The 26,705-nt window shown below is 54.6% G+C and carries 24 protein-coding genes and 1 other RNA gene; 19 read left to right on the top strand and 6 right to left on the bottom strand.

Annotation, left to right across the window (positions count from 1 at the left end):
* Positions 1-165, bottom strand: a non-coding RNA gene (gene ssrS / locus ABYP39_RS06630) — 6S RNA; the annotation flags it as partial.
* 168 nt (positions 166-333) lie between these two features.
* Here ssrS and ABYP39_RS06625 point away from each other — a divergent pair.
* Positions 334-957 (top strand): 2OG-Fe(II) oxygenase, encoded by a 624-nt coding sequence (locus tag ABYP39_RS06625; protein WP_372747363.1) that lies wholly within the window; start codon positions 334-336, stop codon positions 955-957.
* Between the two features lie 29 nt (positions 958-986).
* On the opposite strand, the gene argE is transcribed toward ABYP39_RS06625, so the two are convergent.
* The 3 genes from argE to ABYP39_RS06610 are packed head-to-tail and all read right to left on the bottom strand — an operon-like array spanning position 987 to position 4,105.
* Positions 987-2,132 carry an acetylornithine deacetylase gene (argE, locus tag ABYP39_RS06620; RefSeq protein ID WP_372781696.1) on the bottom strand — a complete coding sequence of 382 codons (1,146 nt, stop codon included), beginning with the start codon at positions 2,130-2,132 and terminating at the stop codon, positions 987-989.
* 3 nt (positions 2,133-2,135) lie between these two features.
* Positions 2,136-3,398 carry an inorganic phosphate transporter gene (locus tag ABYP39_RS06615; protein WP_372747365.1) on the bottom strand — a complete coding sequence of 421 codons (1,263 nt, stop codon included), beginning with the start codon at positions 3,396-3,398 and terminating at the stop codon, positions 2,136-2,138.
* Between the two features lie 29 nt (positions 3,399-3,427).
* Complete coding sequence (locus ABYP39_RS06610; protein ID WP_372747366.1) at positions 3,428-4,105, bottom strand: TIGR00153 family protein; 678 nt, start codon at positions 4,103-4,105, stop codon at positions 3,428-3,430.
* 158 nt (positions 4,106-4,263) lie between these two features.
* Here ABYP39_RS06610 and ABYP39_RS06605 point away from each other — a divergent pair, with 158 nt between their 5' ends.
* The 8 genes from ABYP39_RS06605 to ABYP39_RS06570 are packed head-to-tail and all read left to right on the top strand — an operon-like array spanning position 4,264 to position 15,374.
* Positions 4,264-6,045, top strand: coding sequence for a GspE/PulE family protein (locus ABYP39_RS06605; RefSeq protein WP_372747367.1), 1,782 nt, complete (start codon positions 4,264-4,266; stop codon positions 6,043-6,045).
* A 3-nt stretch (positions 6,046-6,048) separates the two neighbouring features.
* Entirely contained in the window at positions 6,049-8,949 is a 2,901-nt protein-coding gene (glnE, locus tag ABYP39_RS06600) for a bifunctional [glutamate--ammonia ligase]-adenylyl-L-tyrosine phosphorylase/[glutamate--ammonia-ligase] adenylyltransferase (protein ID WP_372781694.1), read from the top strand.
* 49 nt (positions 8,950-8,998) lie between these two features.
* Positions 8,999-9,928, top strand: a complete 930-nt coding sequence (locus ABYP39_RS06595; protein WP_372747369.1) for a branched-chain amino acid transaminase — start codon at positions 8,999-9,001, stop codon at positions 9,926-9,928.
* 17 nt (positions 9,929-9,945) lie between these two features.
* Positions 9,946-10,977: a lipopolysaccharide heptosyltransferase II gene (gene waaF / locus ABYP39_RS06590; RefSeq protein WP_372758341.1), complete on the top strand. Its 1,032-nt coding sequence runs from the start codon at positions 9,946-9,948 to the stop codon at positions 10,975-10,977.
* Positions 10,974-11,975 carry a lipopolysaccharide heptosyltransferase RfaC gene (rfaC, locus tag ABYP39_RS06585; RefSeq protein ID WP_372747371.1) on the top strand — a complete coding sequence of 334 codons (1,002 nt, stop codon included), beginning with the start codon at positions 10,974-10,976 and terminating at the stop codon, positions 11,973-11,975. The genes waaF and rfaC overlap by 4 nt, the downstream gene beginning before the upstream one ends.
* Complete coding sequence (locus ABYP39_RS06580; RefSeq protein ID WP_372747372.1) at positions 11,975-13,084, top strand: glycosyltransferase family 4 protein; 1,110 nt, start codon at positions 11,975-11,977, stop codon at positions 13,082-13,084. The genes rfaC and ABYP39_RS06580 overlap by 1 nt, the downstream gene beginning before the upstream one ends.
* Entirely contained in the window at positions 13,081-14,475 is a 1,395-nt protein-coding gene (locus tag ABYP39_RS06575) for a lipopolysaccharide kinase InaA family protein (RefSeq protein ID WP_372758342.1), read from the top strand. The genes ABYP39_RS06580 and ABYP39_RS06575 overlap by 4 nt, the downstream gene beginning before the upstream one ends.
* Positions 14,475-15,374: a glycosyltransferase family 2 protein gene (locus ABYP39_RS06570; protein ID WP_372747374.1), complete on the top strand. Its 900-nt coding sequence runs from the start codon at positions 14,475-14,477 to the stop codon at positions 15,372-15,374. Before ABYP39_RS06575 ends, ABYP39_RS06570 begins: the two co-directional genes overlap by 1 nt.
* 3 nt (positions 15,375-15,377) lie before the next feature.
* On the opposite strand, the gene ABYP39_RS06565 is transcribed toward ABYP39_RS06570, so the two are convergent.
* Complete coding sequence (locus ABYP39_RS06565; RefSeq protein WP_372759975.1) at positions 15,378-16,358, bottom strand: glycosyltransferase; 981 nt, start codon at positions 16,356-16,358, stop codon at positions 15,378-15,380.
* Positions 16,359-16,652: 294 nt separating this feature from the next.
* Between ABYP39_RS06565 and ABYP39_RS06560 the strand changes: the two genes are divergently transcribed.
* The 3 genes from ABYP39_RS06560 to ABYP39_RS06550 are packed head-to-tail and all read left to right on the top strand — an operon-like array spanning position 16,653 to position 19,615.
* Positions 16,653-17,708 carry a glycosyltransferase gene (locus ABYP39_RS06560; RefSeq protein WP_372781692.1) on the top strand — a complete coding sequence of 352 codons (1,056 nt, stop codon included), beginning with the start codon at positions 16,653-16,655 and terminating at the stop codon, positions 17,706-17,708.
* Positions 17,709-17,735: 27 nt separating this feature from the next.
* The gene (locus ABYP39_RS06555) at positions 17,736-18,707 is read left to right on the top strand and encodes a glycosyltransferase family 2 protein (protein WP_372763817.1); all 972 of its coding nucleotides are present in this window, start codon (positions 17,736-17,738) and stop codon (positions 18,705-18,707) included.
* 5 nt (positions 18,708-18,712) lie between these two features.
* Complete coding sequence (locus ABYP39_RS06550) at positions 18,713-19,615, top strand: alpha-1,2-fucosyltransferase (RefSeq protein WP_372781690.1); 903 nt, start codon at positions 18,713-18,715, stop codon at positions 19,613-19,615.
* On the opposite strand, the gene ABYP39_RS06545 is transcribed toward ABYP39_RS06550, so the two are convergent.
* A complete protein-coding gene (locus ABYP39_RS06545; protein ID WP_372759498.1) occupies positions 19,608-20,489 on the bottom strand; it encodes a glycosyltransferase family 2 protein in 882 nt (293 codons plus the stop codon). The two genes, ABYP39_RS06550 and ABYP39_RS06545, sit on opposite strands and share 8 nt — an antisense overlap.
* 141 nt (positions 20,490-20,630) lie before the next feature.
* On the opposite strand from ABYP39_RS06545, the gene rfbA reads away from it, so the two are divergent.
* The 7 genes from rfbA (at position 20,631) to ABYP39_RS06510 (ending at position 26,581) form a co-directional block, all read left to right on the top strand.
* Positions 20,631-21,512 carry a glucose-1-phosphate thymidylyltransferase RfbA gene (gene rfbA, locus ABYP39_RS06540; protein WP_372781688.1) on the top strand — a complete coding sequence of 294 codons (882 nt, stop codon included), beginning with the start codon at positions 20,631-20,633 and terminating at the stop codon, positions 21,510-21,512.
* On the top strand, positions 21,509-22,057 hold the full coding sequence (gene rfbC / locus ABYP39_RS06535; protein ID WP_372764327.1) for a dTDP-4-dehydrorhamnose 3,5-epimerase: 549 nt from the start codon (positions 21,509-21,511) through the stop codon (positions 22,055-22,057). The genes rfbA and rfbC overlap by 4 nt, the downstream gene beginning before the upstream one ends.
* Complete coding sequence (rfbD, locus tag ABYP39_RS06530; protein ID WP_372750083.1) at positions 22,057-22,911, top strand: dTDP-4-dehydrorhamnose reductase; 855 nt, start codon at positions 22,057-22,059, stop codon at positions 22,909-22,911. Before rfbC ends, rfbD begins: the two co-directional genes overlap by 1 nt.
* A gap of 48 nt (positions 22,912-22,959) precedes the next feature.
* Entirely contained in the window at positions 22,960-24,012 is a 1,053-nt protein-coding gene (gene rfbB, locus ABYP39_RS06525; RefSeq protein WP_372781686.1) for a dTDP-glucose 4,6-dehydratase, read from the top strand.
* A 120-nt stretch (positions 24,013-24,132) separates the two neighbouring features.
* Positions 24,133-25,260 (top strand): lipopolysaccharide biosynthesis protein, encoded by a 1,128-nt coding sequence (locus ABYP39_RS06520; RefSeq protein ID WP_372781684.1) that lies wholly within the window; start codon positions 24,133-24,135, stop codon positions 25,258-25,260.
* Between the two features lie 39 nt (positions 25,261-25,299).
* Positions 25,300-26,007, top strand: coding sequence for a class I SAM-dependent methyltransferase (locus ABYP39_RS06515; RefSeq protein WP_372781682.1), 708 nt, complete (start codon positions 25,300-25,302; stop codon positions 26,005-26,007).
* On the top strand, positions 25,997-26,581 hold the full coding sequence (locus ABYP39_RS06510) for an HAD family hydrolase (protein ID WP_372764332.1): 585 nt from the start codon (positions 25,997-25,999) through the stop codon (positions 26,579-26,581). Before ABYP39_RS06515 ends, ABYP39_RS06510 begins: the two co-directional genes overlap by 11 nt.
* The last annotated feature ends 124 nt before the right edge of the window (positions 26,582-26,705 follow it).

Here is a 26,705-nt window from a genome sequence, read left to right as displayed (position 1 = left end):
CCGTTGGCCGCGTGACCCTTGAACCCAGGGGTTCAAGGTGGCGGTTTCCGCGTTGCATCAGGCTTCCCGTTCGCGCGGGCATGCACAACAGCAGCGGCTGGAAACAGCCGTGGTTTAAAGCATCGGCTCAGGGATCTAGCGGTCTGACGAATATCCCAGGGTCGTGGCACAGTATAACATTGCCCCCCTTTCCCCTATAGGGGCAAACCACAATTCCCCGGTGAATCTTTCACAGGTAAAGCGCGTAAACTATGTGAATCCGGCCTTGCAAAAAAGGCGTGACAGTGGGTGCCTTTTGCCGTAAAAAGCGCCGTCCTTTTTTGAGTGCCTGCCGTGACCGCCATACCTGCGGGGGAGTTTTCCGACTACGTTGATGCCATTGCCGGCGCCCTGGTGCGTGACGGCTATTGCGTGGTCGATGCCGGCGTGCCTGATGAATTGTTGTGGGCTTTATATGAGCGCACCGGGCCGCGCAGCAGTGCAGCGTTCAGGCGCGCCGGTATTGGGCGCGACGACAGCTTTCGCTTAAACAGCAAACTGCGTACCGACACCATTCACTGGCTCAGCCACGATTATCCCGCCGAATCTGCGTATTTGCATTGGATGGAATACTTGCGCTTGGAGTTGAACCGGCGTTTGTTCTTGGGTCTATTTGATTTCGAGTGTCATTTTGCGCGCTACGGAAAAGGAGCCTTTTACAAAAAACATCTGGATGCCTTTGCCGGTAACACTAACCGAATCCTTTCCACTGTGCTGTACCTGAATCCCCGTTGGCAGGATAGCTGGGGCGGCGAGCTGGCGCTGTATCGCGACTTTGATAGCGACCCTATCGAGAATATCGCGCCGGTAATGGGGCGCTTGGTGCTGTTTTTCAGTGAGCGCTTCCCGCATGAAGTCAGGCCTGCGGTGCGGCGGCGCTACAGTATTGCGGGTTGGTTCCGGGTGCGAGAGTTTTAGGGCTGAGCTATCGGTGTGTGCTGTGCGTGCTAAAGGCAGAATCGCTTGATCAGGCCGCGCAGCAGCTCCACTGCCGGTACAATCTGCTCATGGGCCAGGTACTCATTGGGTTGGTGCGCCACGTCGATGGAGCCGGGGCCCATGACGATGGTTTCCATGCCGAGTTGCTGCATAAAGCCAGCCTCGGTTCCGAAGGCAACCGCATCCGCCTGATGGCCACTAAGCTGCTCGGCTGCTTTCACCAGATCGCTATCGGCATCTTGTTCAAAGGGTTCGATACCGGGCATAAGGTCTACCAGCTCAAAGTTGACCTGGTGGAGGTCGGCAATGGGTTGCAGTCGCTGCCGAATTTGCTGGCGCAACTCGTCGTTGTGCATGCCGGGCACGCCGCGCAGATCAAACTGTAGTTCGCACTGGCCGCAGATGCGGTTTGGGTTGTCGCCACCGTGGATGCACCCCAGATTCAGGGTCGGCGTGGGCAGGGTGAAGCCGCTGTGCTGGTAGCGACTTTGCAATGCCTTGCGTAGATTCACCAGCTCGGTCATGACGTCGTGCATGGCGTCCAGGGCGGATCGCCCCAGGGCTGGGTCTGAAGAGTGCCCGGATCGTCCCTGCAGACGCACGGCTTCCATCATGATGCCTTTGTGCATGCGGATGGGTCGCAGGCCAGTGGGTTCACCAATAACTGCATAGCGCGCTTTGGGAAACCCCTGGCTGGCCAATGCTCGCGCGCCGGCCATGGAGCTTTCTTCGTCAGCGGTGGCCAGAATCATCAATGGCTGTTTTAGGGGGGTATCGAGGAAGGTACGTGCGGCCTCAATCGCAATCGGGAAAAAGCCTTTCATGTCCGTAGCACCCAAACCATAAAAGCGATTTTCTCGCTCACTGAGGGTGAAGGGGCTGCTGTCCCAAAGCTGTTCGTCACACGGCACCGTATCGGTATGTCCGGCCAGCACTAGGCCGCCGGGCCCAGTTCCCAGAGTGGCTAACAGATTGGCTTTGTTGGGGTTGTCGGGTAGGGGCAGTATGCGCACTGCGAAGCCGAGCGTTTCCAGCCATTGTGCCAGCCTTTCAATAACGGCCAGGTTGCCCATGTCGTGACGGGGCGAGGCAGAGCTGATGGAGGGTAGTGCAATCAGCTCTGCCAGCTGGGTTTTGAGATCCGGGATGTTCACGGGCTAGCTGAACACACCCTTGAAGAAGAAGAAAAAGACAATGGCCAGGCCTGCGCCCGCAGGCAGGGTGATCAGCCAAGACAGGAAGATATTGCCAATCACGCGCAGGTTTAGTGCGGCGATGCCACGCGCAAGACCCACCCCGAGGATCGCGCCCACCAAGGTGTGTGTGGTAGAGATCGGCAGGCCTGTGGCCGAGGCCAGTACCACGGTGGTGGCCGCGCCCAGTTCGGCTGCAAAACCGCGACTGGGAGTAAGCTCGGTGATTTTCTTGCCTACCGTGGCGATGACTTTAAAGCCGTAGGTGGCCAGACCTACAACGATACCGCCGCCACCAAGCAGCAGTACCCACCAAGGCAGGGGTGATTTGGCGGCTACTTCACCGCCGGAGGCAATAACGCTTACTACAGCCGCCAGCGGGCCAACGGCATTGGCGACGTCGTTTGACCCATGGGCAAAGGCCATGGCGCAGGCGGTGAATATCATCAGAACCGCAAACACGCGCTCGACGTTGGCAAAGCGGAAATTCCCTTGAATGGGGTCTTCTTTGATTCTGCTCAGAAGCGCGTAGCCCAGCCCCATGACGGCAAGGCCGACGAGGGCTGCGTAGCCCAGACATTCCTGAAAGCTCAAGCCCAACCCGATGTGTTTGAGGCCTTTGACCATGGTGACCATGGCAATGATAAAGCCGACGGCAAACATGTAAAACGGGATGTATTTTTTGGCGGCTTTAAAGGGTTCGGGCGCGTCGAGAATCAAGCGCTGGGCGCTCATAAATAGCAGGAAGGATATGGTGCCCGCCAGAAGCGGCGAAACTACCCAGCTAGCGGCTATCTGACCCACCTTGCCCCAAGATACGGCGTCAACGCTGATGCCGACAGCGGCAAAACCCACCAATGCGCCCACGATGGAGTGGGTGGTGGAGACAGGCCAGCCCATAATGGAGGCTATTAACAGCCAGGTGCCGGCGGCCAGCAGAGACGACATCATGCCGTAGACCAATAGCTCCGGCGTGTCGGCCAAGATGGAGGAATCAATGATGCCTTTGCGGATCGTGGAGGTGACCTCCCCGCCCGCCAGATAGGCGCCGCAGAATTCGAAGACCATGGCGACGAGAATCGCCTGTTTAATGGTCAGGGCTTTGGAGCCGACCGAGGTGCCCATGGCATTGGCGACATCGTTAGCGCCTACACCCCAGGCCATGAAGAAGCCGAAAAGACAGGCCAGAATGAGCAATATCTGACCGTGTTCTGCAATAACAGACATGTGTTATCCCCGAGTACTTAAAAATGCATTTAGCGGGCGAGAAGAATTTGCAGGCGTGAACCTACTTTTTGCGCCTCGTTGGCGAGCTCTCCGACCCAGTCAATAATTTTATAGAGGAACATTACGTTCACTGGTGGCAGCTCGGCCTCCAGTTTGAACAGCACGGCGCGGATCTTGACCTGAGCCTTGTCGTTCTCGTGTTCCAGCTTGTCGAGTTCGTTAATCAGTGATTCGACGAAATCCACCTCGCGGCCGCGAAAACCGCTCTCGAGCAGCTCATCCAGCTCGTCTATGGCGCGGTGAGCCTGATTAACCGTGTCGATGGCGAGCTTGAGATATTCCCCCATCAGCTCAACCAGTTTGGCGGGAATTTCCATCTGGCGCCCGAGCATCAGCCCAGCGATGTCCTTGGCGAGGTTGGCAATGTGGTCCTGCACCCCCACCAAATCAAGCAAGTCCGAGCGTGGCACGGGAAGGAACAGGCTCTTGGGCAGCTGCAGGCGAACCTGCTTCTTGAGCTTGTCCGCTTCGTTCTCGAGCTTGGCGATGGCCTTCTGGTGAGTTTTTGCCTGATCCCAGTCGCCGGCGACGGCGGCGTCCATAAACTGGGTCAGCAGCTGGGCGCAGTCTCTGGTACTGGTCATATGCTGCTGGATCGGTGCGATCGGTGATTTTCCGAACAGATTCGTGAGAGGGTTTCCAGCCATTGTGCTCTCCTGCTTTGCGAGGCCGCCAGTATACTGACTTGTCACAAAATTGTAACAGTCGACATTTCTTGAGATGCTCGGGTCAGGCGGCCTGTATGACCTCTGGTAATTATGGCCTGCTGACTGTGATAATGATGCGAAAATTGCGGAAATTTTCTATGCAGACTACGGCGAACCCACTTTCTGGCCCCCTGACTGTCAAGGGGCTGCTGAATCGGCTGGAGCAGGAAGGGCATATTTCTGTAGCTGACTTCCGCCGCATCCCGCATTTTACGTCCAAGCGCGACGGCAAGCCGGTCAGCCCCATCGAGCATATTGCTAACTTCGAGCTGGAGCACCTCAAGCGTCCGGGTAAGCAATTGACGGAAGAATTCCTGACCCAGTGGCTGGCGGATCACTGCCAGATGGAGTTTCGGCATATCGACCCGCTGAAGATCGATGTGCCGACAATCACCGAAGTTATGTCTTACGCTTTTGCTCAGCGATACAACATTCTGGCGCTCGATGTTACCGATCAGGAAGTGGTCGTCGGCGTCTGTGACCCCTTCGAGGCCACCTGGGAAGCCAACCTGGCGCCGACGTTGCGCAAACCCATCCGCAAGGTGTTGACCAAGCCCACTGATATTGCCCGTTATACGGTGGAGTTTTATACCCTTTCCAAATCGGTCATGGGAGTAAAGGGCGCTGAGCGCAAGGAATCCAGCGTTGCCAACTTGGAGCAGCTGCTGCAGATGGGCGCTGCCAAGGATCTGGATGCCAACGACGGTCATGTGGTCAAAATTGTCGACTGGCTACTGCAGTATGCGTTTGACCAGCGAGCGAGTGACATTCATATCGAGCCGCGCCGGGACATTGGCAATGTGCGCTTTCGCATTGACGGTGCTCTCTACAATGTCTATGAAATGCCGGCTGGCGTAATGGCGGCGGTGGTCAGTCGTCTGAAGATTCTGGGGCGGATGGACCTGGCAGAAAAGCGCCGTCCGCAGGATGGTCGTCTGAAGACTAAAAATCCGGCCGGTGGCGAAATAGAGCTGCGCCTGTCGACCCTGCCGACTGCGTTCGGCGAAAAGATGGTGATGCGGATTTTTGACCCTGAGGTGCTGTTACGCAGCTTTGATCAGCTGGGGCTGCGGGGTGAGGATCTCAAGCGCTGGCAAACCATGATCAATCAGCCTAACGGTATTGTCTTGGTGACTGGTCCGACGGGCTCCGGTAAGACCACCACGCTTTACTCCAGCCTTAAGCAGGTGGCTACCTCGGATGTGAATGTCTGCACCATAGAGGACCCGATAGAAATGGTCGAGGGCGCCTTTAATCAGATGCAGGTGCATTCCCAGATTGGCCTCACCTTCGCCTCGGGTGTTCGTGCGCTGCTGCGGCAGGATCCGGACATCATCATGATCGGCGAAATCCGCGATCAGGAGACTGCAGAGATGGCGGTGCAGGCCGCACTAACGGGCCATCTGGTGATTGCGACCCTGCATACCAACGATGCGCCCAGCGCTATTACGCGACTGTTAGAGCTGGACGTGCCCGCTTATCTGCTGAAGGCGACCGTGCTCGGTGTAATGGCCCAGCGGCTGGTGAGAACGTTGTGCCCCCATTGCAAAAAGCCGGCGCCCACGGATGAGGCCGGCTGGCAGCAATTGATTGCGCCTTGGCGCGCAGAATCGCCAAAACAGTTTTATGTGGCGGAAGGCTGCCTGGAGTGTCGCAATACGGGATTCTATGGACGGCAGGGTATCTACGAGGTGCTGACCATGGACGACGAGGTGAAGGAGCTGGTATCCGGCGACATGAACCTGTCTGGCATCCGTCAGGCTGCGGTCAAGAGCGGTATGAAAACGCTGCGTCTCAGCGGCGCGCAGAAAGTGGCGGCGGGGGAAACCACCGTGACGGAAGTGATGCGGGTGGCTCCTGCGGCCCACAGCGGGTCCTGACATATGGGTGATAGTCTGATGGAAACGGTGCCGGAGGCACTGCGTCTGGATGCCAAGCGCAATTGGGAGCAGTTGCTGGCAAGCTGTGATGACAGCACGCGTGCCTGGTACGAAGCGCAAGCTGGTGACGCGCTTTTTGGCCCCCGGCTGATCAAAATGCTGGCGTGTTCGCAGGCATTCTTTGAGCTTTTGCGTCAGCAGCCACAAGCGTTTCGAGAGATGGCCGAAACGGGTGCGCTGGAGGCCAGTGACTATGCACTCACCTTCGATGAGGCGGCTTGTTCCTCGGCAGACGAGCTTGATCGCAACCTGCGCCGCTTTCGCAATCGGCAGTGGCTGCGTATTGTCTGGCGAGACCTGAATCGCCTGGCGGATACTCACGGTACCACTGGCGATCTGTCGCGGCTGGCGGAAACCTGTTTGCAAGCTGCCTTGGATTTTCATCACCGCGAGTTGGCCGCCGAACTGGGTGAGCCGCACAGCCGCGACGGTGTGCCCCAGCAGCTGGTGGTTGTCGGTATGGGCAAGCTTGGTGCCCGCGAGCTGAACCTGTCATCGGATATCGATCTGATCTTTACCTACCCGGCGTCTGGCGAAACCGTCGGCGGTGCTCGGCAGGTGGATAATCAGCAGTTTTTTATCAAATTGGGGCAGCGGATTATAGCCAGCCTCGATCAGCGTACCGCCGATGGTTTTGTCTTTCGGGTGGATATGCGGCTGCGGCCCTACGGCCAAAGCGGGCCGCTGGTTATCAATTTTGACGCCATGGAAGAGTACTACCAGGATCAGGGGCGGGAGTGGGAGCGCTACGCCATGATCAAGGCGCGTGTGGTGGCCGGTGATCAGGAGGCGGGCGCCGACCTGTTGAGAGATCTCGCGCCTTTTGTCTATCGCCGCTATGTGGACTTTTCGGTGATAGACGCCTTGCGTGAGATGAAGGGCATGATCCGTCGCGAGGTGAAGCGTCGACAGCTACAGGACAATATCAAGTTGGGCGGTGGCGGTATTCGAGAGATTGAATTTATCGCCCAGGCCTTTCAGCTGGTGCGCGGGGGTCGTGAACTGGGCCTGCAGGAGCGCAGTTTGACCAAGGTGTTAGACGAGCTGTTGGCACTCGAGCAGCTGCCGCTGGAAGCCGTAAAGGAGCTCAAAGCTGCCAACCTGTTCCTACGCGATACCGAGCATGCCATTCAGGCATGGCTCGACCGCCAGACGCAGCAGCTGCCGAGAGAGAAGAAGGAGCGAGTGGCGCTGGCCTGGGTGATGGGTTTTGACGGTGACTGGCAGCGCTATTACGCCGCGCTGAATAGCCATCGTGAGCGCGTAGCCGAACATTTTGAGGCGGTGATTGCAGACCCTGAAAAAAGCGATGAAATTGAATTGTCGGAGCGCCCTTGGGAGGACCTGCTGCACAGCGCCGACGATGCGGCGCTGTTGGAGGAGCTGCGCGACGCCGGTTATGACGAGGCCGAAGAGGTGGCGCGCTTGACTCAGGCGATGCTGGAAGGCGGCACGGTCAAGCGTATGCAGAGCATTGGTCGCGAGCGCCTGTACGACTTCTTGCCGCGTCTGCTCGATGCCTGCACCGACGCCGAGCTACCGGGCCGTTGCTATCTGCGTATTCTGCCACTGGTGGAAGCCGTCTTGCGGCGCACGGCCTATCTTGTGCTGCTGATTGAAAACCCCGGAGCATTAAGTCGTCTGGTGCGGCTTTGCGATGCCAGCCCCTGGATCTCGCGACTCCTGGCGCGTAACCCGGTACTGCTCGACGAGCTGCTCAACGAGGACAGCCTGTATTCAGTTCCTGATCAGGAGGGGCTCTACAGCGACCTGCGGCAGCAGATGTTGCGCATTCCAGAGGATGATCAGGAAGCGCTGATGGAGGCGCTGCGCTATTTTAAACTGGCTCATGTGTTGCGGGTGGCGGCCTCGGAAATCGTCGGCACTCTGCCCTTGATGAAAGTCAGTGATTACCTTTCCTATATCGCGGAAGTGGTGCTGGGTTATGTGTTGCAGCTGGCCTGGCAGGATCTGCGCGCGCGTCACGGTGATCTGCCGGGCGTCAGTTCTGACGACGTGCCGTTTATCGTCGTGGCCTATGGCAAATTGGGCGGATTGGAGCTGGGTTATGGCTCGGATCTGGATTTGGTGTTTATTCATGACGTTAGCAGTACCGACGTAACCGAGGGCAAGCGGGCGGTAGACGGTGCTACGTTTTTCACCCGTCTGGGCCAGCGCATGATTCACATTCTTACCGCCAATACCGGTTTGGGTCAGTTGTATGAAGTGGATATGCGTCTGCGGCCGTCAGGTGATTCGGGGCTGTTGGTAACCTCGGTCAAAGCCTTTGCTGATTATCAGGAAAACACAGCCTGGACCTGGGAGCATCAGGCGGTGGTCAGAGCGCGAGTGGTGGCGGGCGGTACGTCGCTGGCGCGTCAGTTTGAGGCGCTGCGGGCTTCGGTACTTGGCAAAGCCCGCGATGAGGCAGCTCTGTGTGGCGAGGTAGTGGAAATGCGCGAGCGCATGCGTACGCATCTGGCCAGTGGCGGCAGCGGAGAAAAAAATGGCCAGTTCGAGCTGAAACAGGGGCTGGGAGGTATCGTTGATATTGAATTTATGGTGCAATATGCGGTTCTCGCCCAGGCGCATCGGTATCCGTCATTAACGCGGTATACCGACAATATCCGGATTCTCGAATCACTGCAGGCCGAAGGTTTGCTGGATGAAATGCAGGCACTGGCGCTGATTGATGCCTACAAGACCTTCCGCAGTTTTGTTCACCGTTCAAGTCTGCAAGAGGAAAAAGGTTTGGCGCCTGCTGCGGAGGTGGCCGATCATCGCCGGGTTGTGATGGCACAGTGGCAGCAGTGGATGACGCCCGGCGACACTGACAAACAATAGATTTTTAGATCGGTAACCAGCCCGTTAATTTTCTGAAGGAGTTACAGCAATGTCCATGGCTGATCGCGATGGCGTGATTTGGTTTGATGGTGAATTGGTGCCCTGGCGTGAAGCCAAAGTGCATGTGCTTACTCATACCCTGCACTATGGTCTCGGGGTGTTTGAAGGTGTGCGCGCCTACCATACCGACAGCCATGACACGGCAATTTTTCGTCTCAAAGAGCACACTGATCGCCTGTTCCGTTCAGCCCATATTCTGAACATGCAGCTGCCGTTCTCGAAGGATGATCTGAATGCCGCCCAGAAAGCTGTTGTGCGTGAGAATGGGCTTGAAGAGGCCTACCTGCGTCCCATGGCCTTTTATGGCTCTGAAGGCATGGGGTTGCGCGCAGACAATCTGAAAACGCACGTGATTGTTGCCGCTTGGCATTGGCCGGCTTATATGTCGCCCGAAGCGAAGGTAAATGGCATCAAGGTGCGCACCTCGTCGTATACCAGGCACCACGTCAATATCTCCATGTGTAAGGCTAAGGCCAACGGTCACTACATCAACTCGATGCTGGCCCTGCAGGAAGCTCTGCAAAGTGGCTGTGAAGAGGCCCTGCTGCTGGATAACGAAGGCTACGTTGCGGAAGGCTCCGGTGAGAATATTTTCATTGTGCGCGAAGGCAAGCTGTATACGCCCGAGCTGACCAGCTGCCTCGACGGGATTACCCGCAATACCTTGTTTGCGCTGGCCGAAGACCACGGTTTCGAGATCATTGAAAAGCGCATCACCCGCGATGAAGTGTACATTGCCGATGAAGCCTTTTTCACCGGTACTGCGGCGGAAGTGTTGCCGATACAGTCGCTCGATGGTCGCCGTATCGGTGAGGGAAAACGTGGCCCGATCACCGAGAAATTGCAAAGTGCCTATTTTGACGCCGTCAAAGGCCGTTCGCCTGCACACCAAGAGTGGCTGGCCCCGGTCGCCGATTAAGGGATTCGCACAGCGACATGGCTCATCGCCGCATTCTGATAATTGGTCCCTCCTGGGTGGGGGACATGGTGATGGCGCAGACCCTGTTCAAGGTGCTGCGTCAGCGGGATGCCGAGTGCGAAATTGACGTGCTCGCGCCCGAGTGGAGTAAGCCATTGCTTACCCGGATGCCCGAGGTTCGCCGCGGGCTGACCATGCCGTTGGGGCACGGTCAGCTGCAGTTGGGCACTCGGCGGCGGCTGGGTAAAGACCTTGCTTCGCAAGGCTATGATCAAGCAATCGTCTTGCCGAATTCCCTCAAGTCTGCCCTGATTCCTTTTTTTGCTTCTATTCCTCAGCGCACCGGATGGCGCGGTGAAATGCGTTACGGCCTGCTCAATGATGTGCGGGTGCTGGACAAGCAGAAGTATCCGCTGATGATAGAGCGCTTTGTGGCGCTGGGATTGGCGAAAGGTGAGCTGTTGCCGGATCCGATTCCTCATCCAGCGCTGGCGGTTAATCACAAGGCAGCGCAAAAGCTGTTTGCGGAGAAAGGCTTGGAAGGCCCAACTCTGGCGTTGTGTCCGGGTGCCGAGTTTGGCCCTGCCAAGCGTTGGCCAGACAAGCACTATGCCAGAGTGGCAGGTCACTATCTGGATCAAGGTTGGCAGGTTGTCTTGATGGGGTCGGGTAAGGACTCAGAAGTGGCTGAACGAATCCGGTCAGCGTTGCCACCGACCGCTAGCGCTCGCTGCCATAATTTCTGCGGCAAAACCTCGCTGGGCCAGGCCATTGATATTCTCTCGCAGGTAACCGCAGTGGTGTCTAACGATTCGGGGTTGATGCATATTGCCGCCGCCTTGGGTCGTCCGCTGGTTGTGGTTTACGGTTCCACCTCGCCGGGCTTTACCCCGCCATTGGCTGAGCGGGTGGCCATAGAACAGATTCCGGTAGACTGCGGCCCCTGCTTCAAGCGCGAATGCCCCTTGGGCCATATGAAATGTCTGGTGGATTTGGAGCCCGAGCGGGTAATCCGTTCGCTGGCGACACTGACAGACGCGGAACAATGAGAGTACTGTTGATTAAAACGTCGTCGATGGGCGACGTGATACACACCCTGCCTGCGTTGACGGACGCAAGCGCCGCCATTCCCGGCATTGTGTTCGACTGGGTGGTGGAAGAGGGTTTTGCCGAAGTGCCAGGGTGGCATCCGGCTGTTGGCAAAGTGATCCCAGTGGCCATTCGGCGTTGGCGCAAGTCCCCCATGGCGGCGCTTAGTGGTATTGAATGGAAGGCGTTTAAAGGCCAGATGCGTAAGGAAAACTACGATCTGGTGATTGACGCACAAGGGCTGCTGAAAAGCGCTGTGCTGATGCGCCTGGTTAAAGCGCCGCGCGCTGGCATGGACAGTGCCACAGTGCGCGAGAAGGTGGCAGCCTGGTTCTATCATCGCAAATACCATATTCCTCGTGAGCAGCATGCAGTGGAGCGGACTCGACAGTTATTCGCTCAGGCGCTGGGCTACGAAAAGCCAAATACCCGGGGTGATTATGCGATTGACACCCAGAAGTTCAAACTCGGTGGTGAGCGTGATCCCTACGTTATTTTCCTGCATGGCACGTCGCGGCACGATAAGCACTGGCCAGAGCCTTATTGGCTGGAGTTGTGCAAGCAGGTAACGAGCGCCGGTTATGAGGTGCGTCTGCCCTGGGGCAGCGAAGCTGAACGCGAGCGAGCGTTGCGGATTGCGCAAGTGTCGGATAAGGCCAAAGCGCTGCCAAAGCTGAATCTGCAGGGTGTGGCGGCTGAGCTGCAGAAGGCCAGCTTTGTTGTGTCGGTAGATACCGGCCTCGGACATCTGGCGGCGGCATTAAATGTACCGACAGTGGCGCTTTATGGGCCTACCTCACCAGATCTGGTTGGTACTTATGGCGCCAACCAGAAACATCTGCTGGCCGGAGAATTCCCGCGCGGTGACCTGGCCGCCACTGATCCCGTTGTGATGACCTCGCTGACCCCGCGCCGGGTGTGGGCGGCGGTGGAAAACCTGCTAGCGGAGCAAGTCTGATGCATTTCGGCTTCGCGCTGTTCAAGTACTTTCCGTTTGGAGGCTTGCAGCGCGACATGTTGGCGATTGCCCGCGCCTGCATGGCGCGTGGGCATCGCGTGACCGTATTCTGCGGCGGTTGGGAAGGAGAAAAACCGGCCGATATCGATGTTGTTACCGTTCCGGTGAGCGGCGTGAGTAATCATGCCCGCGATGCCGCTTTTGCACAGGCGCTGCCTGGGGCGATTAAGTCCCGCACTCTGGATAAGGTGGTGGGCTTCAATAAAATGCCGGGATTGGACTTTTACTACGCGGCGGACAGCTGCTTCGCGGCCAAAATACACGAAGAACGCGGTTTCCTGTATCGTTTTTTGCCGCGTGCGCGCAGTTATCAGCGTATGGAGGCGGGTGTTTTTGCGGCGACGGCAACCACGCGAGTGTTGTTGATTTCTGAGCCAGAAATGGCGGTGTTTAAGCAATACTACGGCACACCCGAGACACGAATGCGTCTGCTGCCCCCGGGAATTCGGCGCGATCGGGTGATGCCTTCAGATTACGCAGAGCGTCGTGCAGCCTTTCGTGCGGCCCAGGGATGGGGTGATGCGGAGCGCATTATACTGTTTGTGGGTAGCGGTTTTCGTACCAAGGGTCTTGATCGGGCGTTGCGTGCGCTGGCCTCGCAATTACAGGCGGGGCAGACGACCCGGATGTTGATACTGGGCAAGGACAAAGCGGAAAAATTCGAAGCGCTCGCTCGTAACCTTGGCATTGCGTCCCAAGTGACCTTTCTCGGTGGCGTAAACAATGTGAGTGAATATTTGTGGGCTGCCGATGTGCTGCTGCATCCGGCTTACCGTGAGAACACCGGGACGGTATTGTTGGAAGCGATGGTGGCTGGCTTGCCAGTAGTTACGACGAACGCCTGTGGTTACGCCGCTTATGTGACGCGAGAACGAATGGGCGAGGTAGTGCCTAATCCGGTTGTACAGGCTGATCTCGACGAAGCTTTGCGCCGGGTGTTGTCTGAAAATGGTGATACGTGGCGTGCACGCGGACTTACCTTCGCCCATAACGCCGATATTTATGATATGCCAGCGCGGGCCGCTGAACTGCTGGAGAATTGGCAGTGATAGAACAGATACGCAAAGTGCTGGAAGCCAATGAATGGGAGCTTCCGCTACCGATAACCGCAGAACTGGAGCACCAGCCACTGGTGTTTGATACTTGTCTGCGTTTATTGCCCGGCAAGCGCGTTACCTTGGCGGGGCGCTGGGGTAAAAAGCCCGTTGTCGCCAAGCTCTTTTTGCCGCAGGCACGTAAAGAGCAGACGGCAGAAATCACAGGTTATGCCGCGCTGCAGAAAGCCGACATCCCGACGCCGGAACTCTTGTGGTCTGGCGAGATGGATACGGGCTTGAGCGCCGTTATTTACCAAAAGCTCGACCCCGTTGAGCCTTTGTCAGCAGGATTGCAGGGCGAAAAGCGTGCAGCCTTTCTCGCCGCTGCATTCGAGCTGTTGGCCAGTATGCATCGCAATGGGATTTGTCAGACCGATATTCACTTTGACAACTTCCTGTTGGCAAATGGCAAATTACACGTTATTGATAACGCCTCGCTACAGGCGCAAGAAAAGCCATTGAATGGTGAGCAGTGTGTGGGCAACCTGGCTGCTTTTATCGCTCAGTTCCCGTGGCTGGAGCGACAGGCGCTGCTGGAGAGTCCCTATCTGGCGCTGCCGCTCTCGCTCAAACCGGAACGGGCCAGGGAACAGCTGGATGAGGCCAGTCAGAGTATCTGGTGGAAACGTGCTGAAAAGTATCTCGCTAAGGTATTTCGCAATTGCACTGAGGTTGCGGTGGAGCAGCGCGGTGGCTGGTTTGTCGCTGCCAAGCGCGGACTGGATGAGAGCTGGGTTGCGCAATTTCGCGCCGCTCCTGACAGTGTGATGGCCAAGGCTGAGATGCTCAAGGACGGCAACAGTGCGACGGTGGTGCGCGCTCAGCTTGCTGGTCAATCGGTGGTCATCAAACGCTACAATATTAAAAGCACCAGTCACAGGCTGCGGCGCCTGTTTCGAGAGACGCGGGCGAGTAATGCCTGGCGGGCGGCCCATCTGTTGCAAATGGCGGGATTAAAAACACCTGCACCGCTTCTGCTGATGGAGCAGCGGCGTGGGCCGGTGCGCGGCGTATCCTACCTGGTGACCGCAGATGCGGGGGGAGAGGAGATGCTCGATGCCTATCAGCGGCGCGAGCCGACCCAGCGTGAGCTGGACGATGTGCGCGATATTTTCCGGGTCATGGAAGAGCTGCAGCTATGTCATGGTGATTTCAAAGCGCGCAATTTCCTGGTGACCGAGCGCGGTGTGGAATTGATTGATCTGGATGTGCTGCATGCGGTGCGCTCCAAATCCCAGTTTCGTCAGTGTAAAGACAAGGATCGCACGCGGTTCTTGCGTAACTGGTATGCCCATCCGGCGATGGAATCGCGGTTTCGAGCTCTGCTCGCAGGCGAGCAATAATGCGGTTTTCGGTCGTTATTCCAGCTTATAACTACGGCGCCGTGCTGGCGCGGGCAGTGGAGTCAGCCTGTACTCAGCCGGGTGATGATTATGAAGTGCTGGTGATTGACGATGGGTCTACAGACAACACCCCCGAAGTACTTGCCGAGCTGTCGAGGCGGTTTCCGGCATTGCGCGCGATATCGCAGGAAAATGCCGGGCTTGCCGCTGTTCGAAATCGGGGAGTGGAATTGGCGCAGGGTGAGTATCTGATTTTCCTTGATGCTGACGACGAGTTTCTTTCTGATGCGCTGGCGTGTTTCCGGGCGGCGGCTGATCAATACCCTGATGCCGGGCTTTTGATTGCACCGACAGTGTCGGTATTTCCCGATGGTCGGGAGGAGCGGGGGCGGATGGCGGACATCGCTAGTGATGCAGAGCGACGCTTCCTTGCTTACCTGTACAAGCGATTGTCTATCAGCAACGGTGCGGTGGCGATGAAGCGCTCTGTATTTGCGCTGGTCAGCTACAATCCAGCGTTGCGACAGACAGAAGATATTCCCGTATTCGCTCAGTGTTTAGCGAACTTTGATGCGGTGGCGTTGCAGCACCCGACAACCAGAATCTATAAGCACGCGGGTAGCATGCGTCACAATGCGGATACCGCGTTGACGGTGGGTTTGCTACTGGTCGATGAGGTTTTTGACCGTGCTAAGTTGCCGGCTGCTTTTATTCGACATAAACCGGCTTACCGGGCCAGAAGGGCCTTGTCTGTATTTCGCATTTGTAAGCGCGCTGGTCGATACAAGGAAGCAGTTGAGTATTTCCGCCTGGCGTTTGCCGCAGACTGGCGCGCGTGTGTACGCAAGCCAGAGTACGTAGCAAAGTACCTCCAGTGTCTGATTAAAGCCAAAGCCTGAGTTCTAACGCAGCGATAAGCGTTCAATCCATGTGGGTTTTCGAGCTGTGGCAGCGGTGAAGGGCGCTCTAGCGAGCGCGATAAGTTGGTCTGCAATATGCTGGTGTGAGAAATTGTTGCGCACGTGCTGTTCACCTGCCGCGGCGATTTTTGCGGCGAGTTCGGGTTGTTTTTGGAGTTGTCTTATTTTATCAATCGCTTCCTCAGCGGATTCGTACAAGACGATGTTTTCCATGTCGGAAAAGCCCAGTGCCGATTCTTCGCCATCGCCCTGTTTGCTTGCAATAACGGTGCAGCCGCAGGCCATGGCTTCAAAGTTTTTGGCCATATATTCGCCAATACCCATGTCTGCGCTCAGGAACATCTGGATTCGGTTTAAAGCGCTGTTGTATTCGGCGCGCGATTCGGTTCGTAGCAGCTTTACCCCAATCGCCTTGTCTACAGCGTCCAGTAGCGCGCGTCGTTGGCTGTAGACGGCCGATCGGGTTCGTCCAATAAAGCCGAGCTCAATATCCCTGCGACTGCCGTCATTGCGCAACACTGATTGGTCAAAACCTTTCGGAATGACGCGGCTGGCAATGCCTTGTGCTGCAAGCCTTTTGGCGGTGCCATGGCCTGTTACTATAATCTGGGCATTTGGCAGGCTCTTGTAGTAAGTTGCGAATGCACCGTGCCATCGTGATTCGGGTAGAAAATTCTGGCAGGCATCTTCCTCAAAAACTATCAGACCGTTGATCGTCTGCAGAAATTGCGTAAATCGGACTACTTTGGCAAAAGGCAGGTCAAGAATGACTCGGTCATAGTGTGAGTGGTTTAGTCGTTTTAATGTGCTTGGCAGTGCCTTGATGGATTTTTTGTTGAGTGTTTCAACCACCACGTAGTCCAGGCTTTCGACGTGTTGATACAGCCAGGAGAAATCAATATCTCTGTCCTGCTGGCCGACCAGTAAGATCTTTGGTGTTGCTGATTGTGCTGGGTTGGACATGGTTTATCTCAAGGTGCGCATGGGGCTTGATTGGGATAGACTAGTGTCTGTATTGCCCTAACGGACTTAGTAAAGTCATTGCCAAGTAAGGGTTTACAGCGCGACAGCCAACGGATTTGGGGTTTGAAAAACGATATTTTCAGTGATCGCGTCTCTGGAAATTATACAGCTTTATTATAATCATGATAGACAGCGCACGGCCCGGTTGCGCCGTGTTTTGGTGAGATTGGAATGCCTGTACTTAACCTGATAAGCAATTCTGGCGAAGCGTCGGCGTCCATCCATCATGTGCACATGCATATCGAACAACAGTTGAGGGTTAAAGGCATCATTGTTGAAAGCCTTCTTCTTTCTGGTGTGCCGCACAAGGATTTCGGCGCACCGCTGGTGCGTGATTTTGATGCTTTACGGCGCCCTCGCAAGCATCCTATCGGATACCGTGTGCTTCGCTCCAGACTGCGACGGCGCCTGGAACAGGGTGATTACGACTGTATTATTGCCGATGGATTGTTGTCTGCGAACCTGTTGATGGATCTGCAAAGAAGCCTGTCGCTTGATGGGAAGTTCATATTGGTTGTCCATGGTCGTGTGCGGATAAAAAAGACCAAACTTCCAGCCTTGTTTAAATTCATTGAGCGTGGCCGCATTGCAGGCTGGCGTGTGATTGCTGTGTCCAGCGACTCCGCGAGACATCTAGAACCACAGTTGCCGCCCGAATTAGGCTCGATTGATGTCGTTGAGAACTGTATCGACGCGGATGAATTGGCCGAAGGCTTGCTTGACCGTGACGTTGCACGTCGCGCTTTGGGGTTGGCGCCTGGGGCGGTGGTTGTTGGCACGATTGGTCGTATGTCTTCTGAAAAAGATTACGAAACGCTGGTGAGAGGCTTTGCCGCAGCAAACATACCGGGCGCCGTGCTGGCCATGGTGGGGGATGGTAAAGAGCGCCAGGCATTGCAGGCGCTCGCCGCAGGGTTGGGCATCTCCGGGCAGGTCATATTTTCAGGGTATATGGCCAAGGCTTACCGTTATCTGAGAGCCTTCGATTGTTTTGTTATGACCTCAAAGACTGAAGGATCACCTATTGCGTTATTGGAAGCGATGGCGGCTGCTCGCCCGGTGGTTTGCTCGGATATTCCACCGTTGATCGATGCATTGCCTTATCAGTATTCATTTGTATTCGAGCAGGGAAACGCAACAGCCCTTGCGCGGCAGCTAGAGGCTATGGTTGGGCTTACGGCAGAAAATCGGGATGCATTGGGCTCTTCACTCGAATCAATGACGCGAGAGCGCTTTTCGCCAGCTCTCTTCGGCGAAAAGTACAGTGCATTGGTTAAGAGACAAGGCTAGTGGCTTCGTTCTTGGCGGGTTGGGCGGATGCCTAAAGTTAGTGTCATTATCCCTGCGTATAACGCCGGACAGTACGTTGGTGCGGCGGTAACTTCGGTTTTGGCGCAGTCTATGCGTGATCTGACGCTGATTGTAATTGATGACGGTTCCAACGACGATACATTGTGTGAAATTGAGCGGGCTGCAAAAGGTGACGCAAGAGTTCAGATAATCAGTCGCCCCAATAAAGGTATTGTGGCGACCCCCAATGAAGGGATTGATCGTGCAGATTCGCCTTGGGTTGCGATGCTTGATGCTGACGATGTGAGCAGGCCTGATCGACTTCAAAAGCAGCTTGAGCTCGCCGATGCCAGGCGGCTTACCCTTGTCGGTTCTCAAATTGAGCATGTGGGGGAGCGCAGTGGTGTCAGCGACTTCCCGACGTCGCATGCTGATATTGTTCATCAACTCTTTGTCTGGAAAAACCCGATAGCCAACCCGTCGGTGTTGATAGATCGCAACTGGCTTGGGGATATGCGATATCCGTCCGATTGTGCTCACGCGCAAGATTATGCACTTTGGTTGCGATTAGCGTTGCGTCGAGATGCGTGTTTTGGTGTGCACCCTGAGGCATTGGTTCAGTACCGTATTCACGCACAGCAAAACACAACGCGGAATCTGAGCCAGCTATATGAGGGGTGTGAGCGCGCACTGACTTCGGTGGTGCGTGAAATGGGGTTATTCGACCCCACAACGGTGGAGTGTCACACTAAGGCATTTCGTGCTTTGCCGATCGATAACGTCGACGAATTTCGGAATTACAGTTGGTGGTTGGCCACTCTTTATGCCGAACTTAAAAGGCGCAGTGGTGATAGTCGTGCCGTCTATGAATTCTGGCGACGACTCTTTCAGAAGTCAGCCAAAACACATCGCTATGATATGAAAACAGCTTTTAGGCTGGGTGCAGGCCCACTTCAGAATGTGCGTTATGGTTTTAAATATGGTGTGGGGCGTCGGTGATGGCGGTGGGGAGTAAGCCGACGTCGCGTGATGTCGTTGTCCGGGTGATGGGTGGGTTGGGAAATCAGCTTTTCCAATACGCCTTTGGTATCGCCAAGGCCAAATGGCTTGGTGGTGAGCTATGGTTGGACGCGTCTCATTACGCTACGTGCAGCGATCATACCGGGTTTGAGCTCGCTCCGCTCGTTGAACCGGCAAGAATACTTTATGAGGATCAGCGCGCGGTCTATCGCGCAAAAGGTGGTCGGCGCCATCTTGATAATGTATTGTCGCGCGTAAGAATTCCAATGTTCAGGGCGCGTGAATATAAAGAGAAAGTGATGGGGTTCGACCCCGTGGCGCACGCCTCGCGCGCGCAATACTTCAGGGGTTATTGGCAGTCTCCAGCCTATTGGCGCAACGCTGATAGCGACATAATTGCCGCAGTGCGTCTGTTTTTGGAGGGGCGTGCTCGCTGTGATGCTTCACTGCTGCGTGAATTGAAGGATCCAAGGGCTGTCGCACTGCATGTTCGTTTAGGCGACTATGTATCGCTTCCTTCGGCAGCGGCTGTACACGGTGTTGATCTGCGGGATTATTACCGACGTGCGATCAGGCAGATATGCGGTGATCGAACGTCCGATTACCAGTTTTATATTTTTTCGGATGACAAAGATCCGGTTTCCTACTTGGGGTTAGAGGCGCTAAAAGGTGCTCGTGTATTTTCCGGGCGATTGGACGATCCGTATTCAGATCTGGTAATGATGGCCCAGGCGAGCCATTTGGTGATGGCCAATAGTTCTTTTAGTTGGTGGGCTGGCTGCTTAGGAGAAGGCAAAACCTATGCGCCCGACCAGTGGGTGTTGACGCAGTCGGGCGTGCCCGAGAAGCTCTACCTGAAAGAATGGCAGATGGTGGGCGTTAGTTAATTTTCAGGTATAGCCTTGTAAGTGCGCGCAGTGTCTTTAGGTTGATGTCGCGATAGCTGAGTGATTGGAGGATATCCCGTGCACCCTGCTTATCTCCCTGTTTGGCTGCGCTGAGGAGTAAGCTGTTTTTATGTCTTTTTAAGACCTTGTTGTAGCTAGGGTACTGCTGGTATTCGCTTAGCGTATTATGAATGCTGTGAAACATGTACCCGACATTTTTGTATGTATTGTTTGGGTGCTTCCGGTAGTACAGTAGAACGTCATTGATTGCGTGAATGCGATGTCCAAGCGATGCCAGTTTCAGCCAGAGGTACAGATCTTCTAATGGGATATCTTCGCGATAGCCGCCTGCAGCCTTGAGCACGTCGGTTCGAATCATCGCTGTTGGTGAAATAAACCCCGGGGTTGTATTTTCGAATAGATCGCTGAATGTTAAATCTCTGGCGGGGTGAAACCGCTGCCTCTTGCTGCACAGCTCACCTTTTTCATCGATCAATAGAGAGTTGCCGCCACACACAGCCACGCCTGGGTTGGCTTCCATGAAGGCAACCTGCTTTTCTGTTTTGTCAAGCATCATGATGTCGTCAGAGCCGACGGGACAAAAATATTTCCCCTTGGCGACACCCAGCGCATGGTTAAGCGTTTTGCTGAGTCCGCGATTTGCTTGTGCGGTGAATGCGAAGCCATGCTGATCTGACAGTGCGTTAAGGATGTCTGCCGTAGTGTCGCTTGAGCCGTCATCGTAAGTGAGAACTTCAATGTTGGGGTATGTCTGCCGTAAAGCGCTGTGGACACAAGAGCTGACAAACGCTGCATGGTTGTAGGCAGATATCACTACAGTGACCAGAGGCTTGTTATTATTTTCCAGCGGCATTCAGTGATCCATGTGTTTCGTTTCTGCTTCAGCCTCGCCAGCCCTAGCCTTGGGGCAGACAACACGCGCTTAATTCGAGATAATACCCTGATTTTATCATTTAGTGCTTTTTTAATCATTAGTCGTTGAATAGGTTGGGGAATGCGTAAAGGAATTATTTTGGCGGGGGGCAGTGGTACCCGGTTGTATCCATTGACTCGGGCTGTCAGCAAGCAATTAATGCCGGTTTATGACAAGCCGATGATCTTTTACCCCTTGTCAACTCTGATGTTGGCAGGTATTCGGGATATCCTGTTGATTACGACACCCCATGATCTGGCTCAGTTTGAACATTTGCTGGGTGATGGCTCTCAATGGGGTATCAATATCGAATATGCAGCCCAGCCCAGCCCGGATGGCCTGGCGCAGGCTTTTATTATTGGGGAGTCATTTATTGGCGGTGATTCGGTATCTCTGATCCTTGGAGACAACATATTTCACGGCAGCGGCTTTGGTCGACAGCTGGAAAAAGCCAGCGAAAGTGAATCGGGCGCCGAGGTGTTTGGTTATTATGTAGATGATCCGGAGCGATACGGTGTGGTTGCCTGCGACAGTGATGGCGTTGTTACTAGCATAGAAGAAAAGCCAGTGTCGCCGAAGTCCAATTATGCGGTCACGGGGCTCTATTTTTACGATAATCGAGTGATCGATATTGCCAAATCGATTCGTCCTTCACCTCGGGGTGAGCTGGAAATCACCGACGTAAACAATACCTATCTTGGCGAGGGAGATCTCCGGGTGCATTTCATGCCGCGCGGCACAGCTTGGCTGGATACAGGTACCCATGAGAGCCTGCTGGACGCGGCTAACTTCGTACGTGTGGTGGAGGCTCGTCAGGGGTTGAAGGTCTGTTGCCCTGAGGAAATTGCTTGGCGCAAGGGCTACATAGACACAGATCAGTTGCTGGAAATTGCAGAGCAAACGAGGAAAAGTGGCTATGGTGACTATCTCCTGAAAATTGTTCAGCCGGGAACTCCGTCATGAATGTCATAAAAACGCCTATTGATGGTTTATTGGTGATCGAGCCAAAGGTATTCGGGGATGAGCGGGGATTCTTTATGGAAACCTGGCAAGCCGGACGCTATGAAGAAGCTGGTGTGGCTGGGGTATTTGTTCAGGACAACCACAGTCGATCCCGACAAGGAATTCTACGGGGCCTGCACTACCAGATTCAGAACCCTCAGGGTAAGTTAGTTCGAGTAACTGAGGGTGAGGTGTTTGATGTGGCGGTAGACCTACGCCGTCAATCAGCAACGTTTGGTCAGTGGTATGGAGTTACTCTATCTGGCAGCAATCATCGGCAATTCTGGGTGCCGCCGGGTTTTGCGCATGGATTCTATGTGCTGTCAGAAACGGCTGACTTTGTCTACAAATGCACCGACTACTACTCGCCGGAGTACGAGCGGAGCTTGCTCTGGAACGATCCGGAAATTGGTATCGATTGGCCGTTGGTTGATGCGGCTTCCCCCATCCTCTCTGACAAGGACAGGGCAGGCCAGACATTGGCCGACGCAGAGGTGTTTGTTTGATGCGGGTGTTGATACTTGGTCGCAGTGGCCAGCTTGCTCAGGCACTGATGGGTAGTATCCCGGCAGGTATTGAAGCTGTTGCCTGGGGCAGAGAAGAACTCGATCTCCATGAGACCAGTCGTATACGGTCGATGATTGTGGAATTTTCCCCTGATGCCGTTATCAATGCCAGTGCTTACACGGCGGTCGATAAAGCTGAGAGTGAAAGAGAAAATGCGGAGCGGCTGAATGTTATTGCTGTTGGTGAAATAGCTGGTGCCGCGCGCGATCTCGGGTGTCCTTTCGTTCACGTGTCGACAGACTTTGTGTTTGATGGCAGCGCATCGCGGCCTTATGAAAGTGATGCAATGTGTAGCCCCTTGGGTGTGTATGGCGAGACAAAGTTTCAAGGCGAGCGACTAATACTGGCCGAGTGTCCGCAAGCGGCGATTGTTCGTACCGCATGGGTTTACCGAGCGGGCTCGGCGAATTTCATGAGTACAATGCTCCGGTTGATGGCCGAGCGAGACGAACTGGGGGTTGTTGCAGATCAAATAGGAACGCCGACTTCGGCAGACAATCTGGCGAATGTTATCTGGAGAGTATTGCAGAAGCGGCTCAACGGTGTGTGGCATTACACCGATGCAGGAGCAGCATCGTGGTATGACTTTGCATGCGCCATTTATCGTGGTGCCAAACAGCACCAACTATTGACTTCGACCGTCGCTATAAAGCCACTTAGAACCGAAGACTACCCCACTCCGGCTAGGCGTCCGGCCTACAGTGTGTTGAACAGTGCTCCGCTTCGCGTGGCGGTCGGTTTTCCCGCGATTCATTGGCAGGATGCCCTCGAAGAGCAGCTGACAAAGCTGTAGTTAGTTGCACGTATTTGTATTTCATGAAAGTTAAGGGTTGATTATTTGATGACAAGAAAAATGCTGGTGACCGGGGGCGCAGGTTTTATTGGCTGTAATTTCGTCCATTACTGGAAGAAAGCCTACCCGGCAGATGAGATTGTTGTGCTTGATGCACTTACCTACGCAGGAAACCGTGCAAATCTTGCAGCGGTGGAAAATACAGAAGGGTTTCATTTTGTACATGGTGATATCAACGATACTCCGTTAGTGGAGCAGATTTTGCGCGATCACCAGCTGAATACGATTGTGCATTTTGCGGCGGAGAGTCACGTTGATCGATCGATCACGGGACCGGATGCGTTTATCGAAACCAATGTTTTGGGTACGCATTCGCTACTAAAGGCCGCACGCTCAGTCTGGGTGGCTGGAGACGGTATCGACCATCGCTTCCATCATGTTAGTACAGACGAGGTTTACGGATCACTTGGGCCCACTGACCCGGCATTTGCAGAAACGCACCAGTATCAGCCGAATTCGCCCTATTCAGCGAGTAAGGCAGCGTCTGACCATCTGGTACGTGCCTATCATCATACGTATGGCTTGAACGTAACCACCAGTAATTGCTCGAATAATTACGGGCCTTACCATTTCCCGGAAAAACTTATACCGTTAGCCATCACTCGACTACTGACGGGCGGAAAAATTCCTGTATACGGTGACGGGAAAAATATTCGCGACTGGCTTTATGTGGAAGATCACGCGCGTGGTATCGATGCAGTGCTGAATAAGGGGGTGGCTGGCGAGGTGTACAACATCGGAGGACACAATGAGTGGGATAACCTCGCGTTGATTGACGTGCTCTGTACGGCGATGGATAACGCATTTGACTCCGATCCTGGCCTCTCGAGCCGTTTTCCAAACGCGGCGCCATCGCAGGGTAAGTCCTGCCATGATCAGATTGTTTTTGTCGAAGATCGTGCGGGGCACGATCGCCGCTACGCAATTGATGCCGAAAAGACCCGCAAGGATCTGGGATTTCGGGTGACAGTCGGTTTCGAGGAAGGTATTGCCAAAACCATTGGTTGGTATCTTGATAATGCTGAGTGGTGGAGTCCTTAAGCGAAAGTTCGCGCCGGAGATTGGCTGATGCTCTCCCGAGGGTTAAAGATTGCGCGCTTTGCAGCGGGAGATTTGCTCTGGAAACTGGCTAATGTCGTTGTGCTGGCGGTCGCTGCTCGAGTGTTACCGGCTGATAAAGCGGGTTTGGTGGTCTTGTCGCAAACTGCCAGCATGATTTTGCTGTCTCTGGGCGATCTAGGGTTTCGAAGTAGTGGAATTCGGCTGATTTCTTTGGCAGAGGCCAGCACGCGCGATGTCGTGCGTGCGGTTACACTGCGAAGGTTATTGTCTGTACTGCTGGTGGGAATGCCCGGCGCACTTATCTGTGCTGCATTGTTGGCGGATGATGTAGTTGGATTTCAGGGTTTGGTGCTTCTGATTCTCGCCTATCTTCCTTATTTTTTTGCCACGGAATGGGCTCTACTGGCTTTGGGTAGAACGGGAAAGGTGGCTGCCGCACGCGGTGTGTATGGTGCGCTCCTTATAGTGCTGGCCCTAGCGGCTTTTTGGCTCAATGTAGAGCTTCCTTACTTTGCTCTCATTATCATGGTGGGATACTGCTCTTTTGCGATCGTCTCTTGGCTATTTTTGAAGGATCTTCGTGGATACCGGAAACGTGCCCAACATTCAGTAAACGTCCAGTCTGAGTTGGCCTGGTCTTCCTCGGTTGCATTGGCCGTGTCGTTTGCGTTAAACACGCTATTTCATTCTATTGAAGTGCTCATGGCGGGTGCCTTTCTGGGTGAGCTGGAATCAGCGAATTTTGCGGCGCCATTTCGGTTGATATTCAGTCTGTATGCTCTGGGATGGATACTGACGCAGTACTTTTCGCCCGATTTTGCACGTATGGCCGGCAAGGAACTTACTGCGGTTATACCCTATCTTCTGATTTTTTCGGGTTATGGTGTAATAGTTGCTGTGGTGACGTTTTTGGTGGCCCCGTGGATGACGGGCGTTGTTTTCGGAGATGCGTTTCCAGGTGCGGGAAGGGTATTGCAATGGCTGGCGCCGACAGTGTTGCTTGATGCTATGGTTGCCTTTCTGGGAACGGTGCTGGTTATGCAAAATCAAGGGGTGGTTTCTGCAATCACGATTGGCTTGGCATGCCTCGTGTCTGCCGCGGTTTTTATGCTGTTTGGCGAGCTCGGTATAATTGCGGCAGTGGTAGCAAAATACTCGGCGTACCTAACGCTGCTTTTTATGCAGTGTATGTTTATGTTGCGCAAACCGCTGATATCAAAAAAGTAGCTTGATATTAGCGCACGCAGTCAATGTCAGGATGTGAAAGTGGATTATTTTGAGCACTACAAGCGTGTAAATGACCTCTCTGAACATGGCCGGAAGAGCCATTGGGGGCCCTTTGAGCGGACTTTGGGGCGGTTTCTGCCGGAAAACCGGAATGCTAATATTGTTGATATCGGCTGTGGGGCAGGGGTGCTGCTCGAATGGTTGCTGTCAAAAGGCTACACGCAAGTCCGAGGCTACGACTGCGACGCGGGCCAGGTATCATTCTGTCAGTCGTTAAAGTTGCCGGTAGAACAGGCCGACGATAGCGCTGAGCAACTTGGGCAATGTCGTAATGTGGATCTGGTGGTCATAAAAGACGTGCTCGAACACATGGGAAAAGAAGACGTGGCGCGTTTGTTGGTCGCTGCTCGGCAGGCATTGGCTCCAGGTGGGCGTATCTATATATCCGTGCCTAATGCGGCAGCATCTTACGCAACCTACTGGTTGTATAACGATCCGACGCATATGCGCAGCTATAGCGCAAACGTGCTATCTCTTGAGCTTGCGATTGCTGGGTTTCGCGTGAAGCATGTTGGAGATGATGATACCACGGCATTTTCGAGCCCATTCGGTATCATTCGCCTTATGCTTCGTTCATTTTTCAGGTTTTGGCGTCGCTTAGAGGCAATAGGTGAGTATGGGGCGGAAGGCTTACGTCTGCCTTTGGGGTTGAACTTGGTTGTTGTAGCTGAATGCGATGTCGCATAACCCACTTGTTGTCGATCTGTGCGGAACCATTGTCAAACAGAATACGACGCACGGTTTTCTCAGGTCAGAATGGTTTCCCGGTTGGCGAAAACGGTTGGCTGCCCTGATTCTGTCTCGTGCGGGAGGTGTATTTCTCTCTCGATTACTTGCAGGACAACAACGAGCTCTTCTGATATTGCTGTTAAGGGGGTTGGATCAGGAGGAATTGAGGCAATGGGCAGAAAAATACGCGGTAAAAATATTGCGAGAGCATCCGCGAGAAGATGTACTTGATGCGATACGAGAAAGAAAAAGAGCTGCGCAGCCCATATATGTAGCCAGCGCATCCCTTGATTTCATCGTGGAAGCGTTTGCAAAAGTTCTGGGCGCCGATGGATACGTTGCGACTGAGCTTGTTTATCGTCGAGGAAGATGCGCAGGCTTTGTAGAGCGCGATTCCACAGGAGTAAAGCTTGCACTTCTTGTTGCTGATTTAGGTGTGGAGCCTAAAGGATTCGACGTTATCACAGATAATCCTGAAGATACCGATTTGATGAACTCCGCCGTTGAAACCTGGTTTATTGAGGATGAGTAGCTGTCGCGTTGGTGATGTCGTTCCTTGTGGCTATCTTGTAGCAAGTCGATACCCAGGGGTTGTGCCCGTGGTGGGCTTTGTCTGGCTAGAGATGTTGCCGATGACAGCGATGCTTGCCTTTTTT

The sequence above is a fragment of the Litorivivens sp. genome (assembly GCF_041625495.1).
GTDB lineage: Bacteria > Pseudomonadota > Gammaproteobacteria > Pseudomonadales > Spongiibacteraceae > Litorivivens.
The sequence above is the reverse complement of the archived record's forward strand: the minus strand, read 5'-3'. Positions and strand labels throughout refer to the sequence as shown.

Coding starts and splice junctions, on each gene's coding strand:
- ABYP39_RS06615 (WP_372747365.1), bottom strand. CDS start 3,398: ATGTCTGTTATTGCAGAACACGGTCAGATATTGCTCATTCTGGCCTGT.
- ABYP39_RS06610 (WP_372747366.1), bottom strand. CDS start 4,105: ATGGCTGGAAACCCTCTCACGAATCTGTTCGGAAAATCACCGATCGCA.
- ABYP39_RS06605 (WP_372747367.1), top strand. CDS start 4,264: ATGCAGACTACGGCGAACCCACTTTCTGGCCCCCTGACTGTCAAGGGG.
- glnE (WP_372781694.1), top strand. CDS start 6,049: ATGGGTGATAGTCTGATGGAAACGGTGCCGGAGGCACTGCGTCTGGAT.
- ABYP39_RS06595 (WP_372747369.1), top strand. CDS start 8,999: ATGTCCATGGCTGATCGCGATGGCGTGATTTGGTTTGATGGTGAATTG.
- waaF (WP_372758341.1), top strand. CDS start 9,946: ATGGCTCATCGCCGCATTCTGATAATTGGTCCCTCCTGGGTGGGGGAC.
- rfaC (WP_372747371.1), top strand. CDS start 10,974: ATGAGAGTACTGTTGATTAAAACGTCGTCGATGGGCGACGTGATACAC.
- ABYP39_RS06580 (WP_372747372.1), top strand. CDS start 11,975: ATGCATTTCGGCTTCGCGCTGTTCAAGTACTTTCCGTTTGGAGGCTTG.
- ABYP39_RS06570 (WP_372747374.1), top strand. CDS start 14,475: ATGCGGTTTTCGGTCGTTATTCCAGCTTATAACTACGGCGCCGTGCTG.
- ABYP39_RS06565 (WP_372759975.1), bottom strand. CDS start 16,358: ATGTCCAACCCAGCACAATCAGCAACACCAAAGATCTTACTGGTCGGC.
- ABYP39_RS06560 (WP_372781692.1), top strand. CDS start 16,653: ATGCATATCGAACAACAGTTGAGGGTTAAAGGCATCATTGTTGAAAGC.
- ABYP39_RS06555 (WP_372763817.1), top strand. CDS start 17,736: ATGCCTAAAGTTAGTGTCATTATCCCTGCGTATAACGCCGGACAGTAC.
- ABYP39_RS06545 (WP_372759498.1), bottom strand. CDS start 20,489: ATGCCGCTGGAAAATAATAACAAGCCTCTGGTCACTGTAGTGATATCT.
- rfbA (WP_372781688.1), top strand. CDS start 20,631: ATGCGTAAAGGAATTATTTTGGCGGGGGGCAGTGGTACCCGGTTGTAT.
- rfbC (WP_372764327.1), top strand. CDS start 21,509: ATGAATGTCATAAAAACGCCTATTGATGGTTTATTGGTGATCGAGCCA.
- rfbD (WP_372750083.1), top strand. CDS start 22,057: ATGCGGGTGTTGATACTTGGTCGCAGTGGCCAGCTTGCTCAGGCACTG.
- rfbB (WP_372781686.1), top strand. CDS start 22,960: ATGACAAGAAAAATGCTGGTGACCGGGGGCGCAGGTTTTATTGGCTGT.
- ABYP39_RS06510 (WP_372764332.1), top strand. CDS start 25,997: ATGTCGCATAACCCACTTGTTGTCGATCTGTGCGGAACCATTGTCAAA.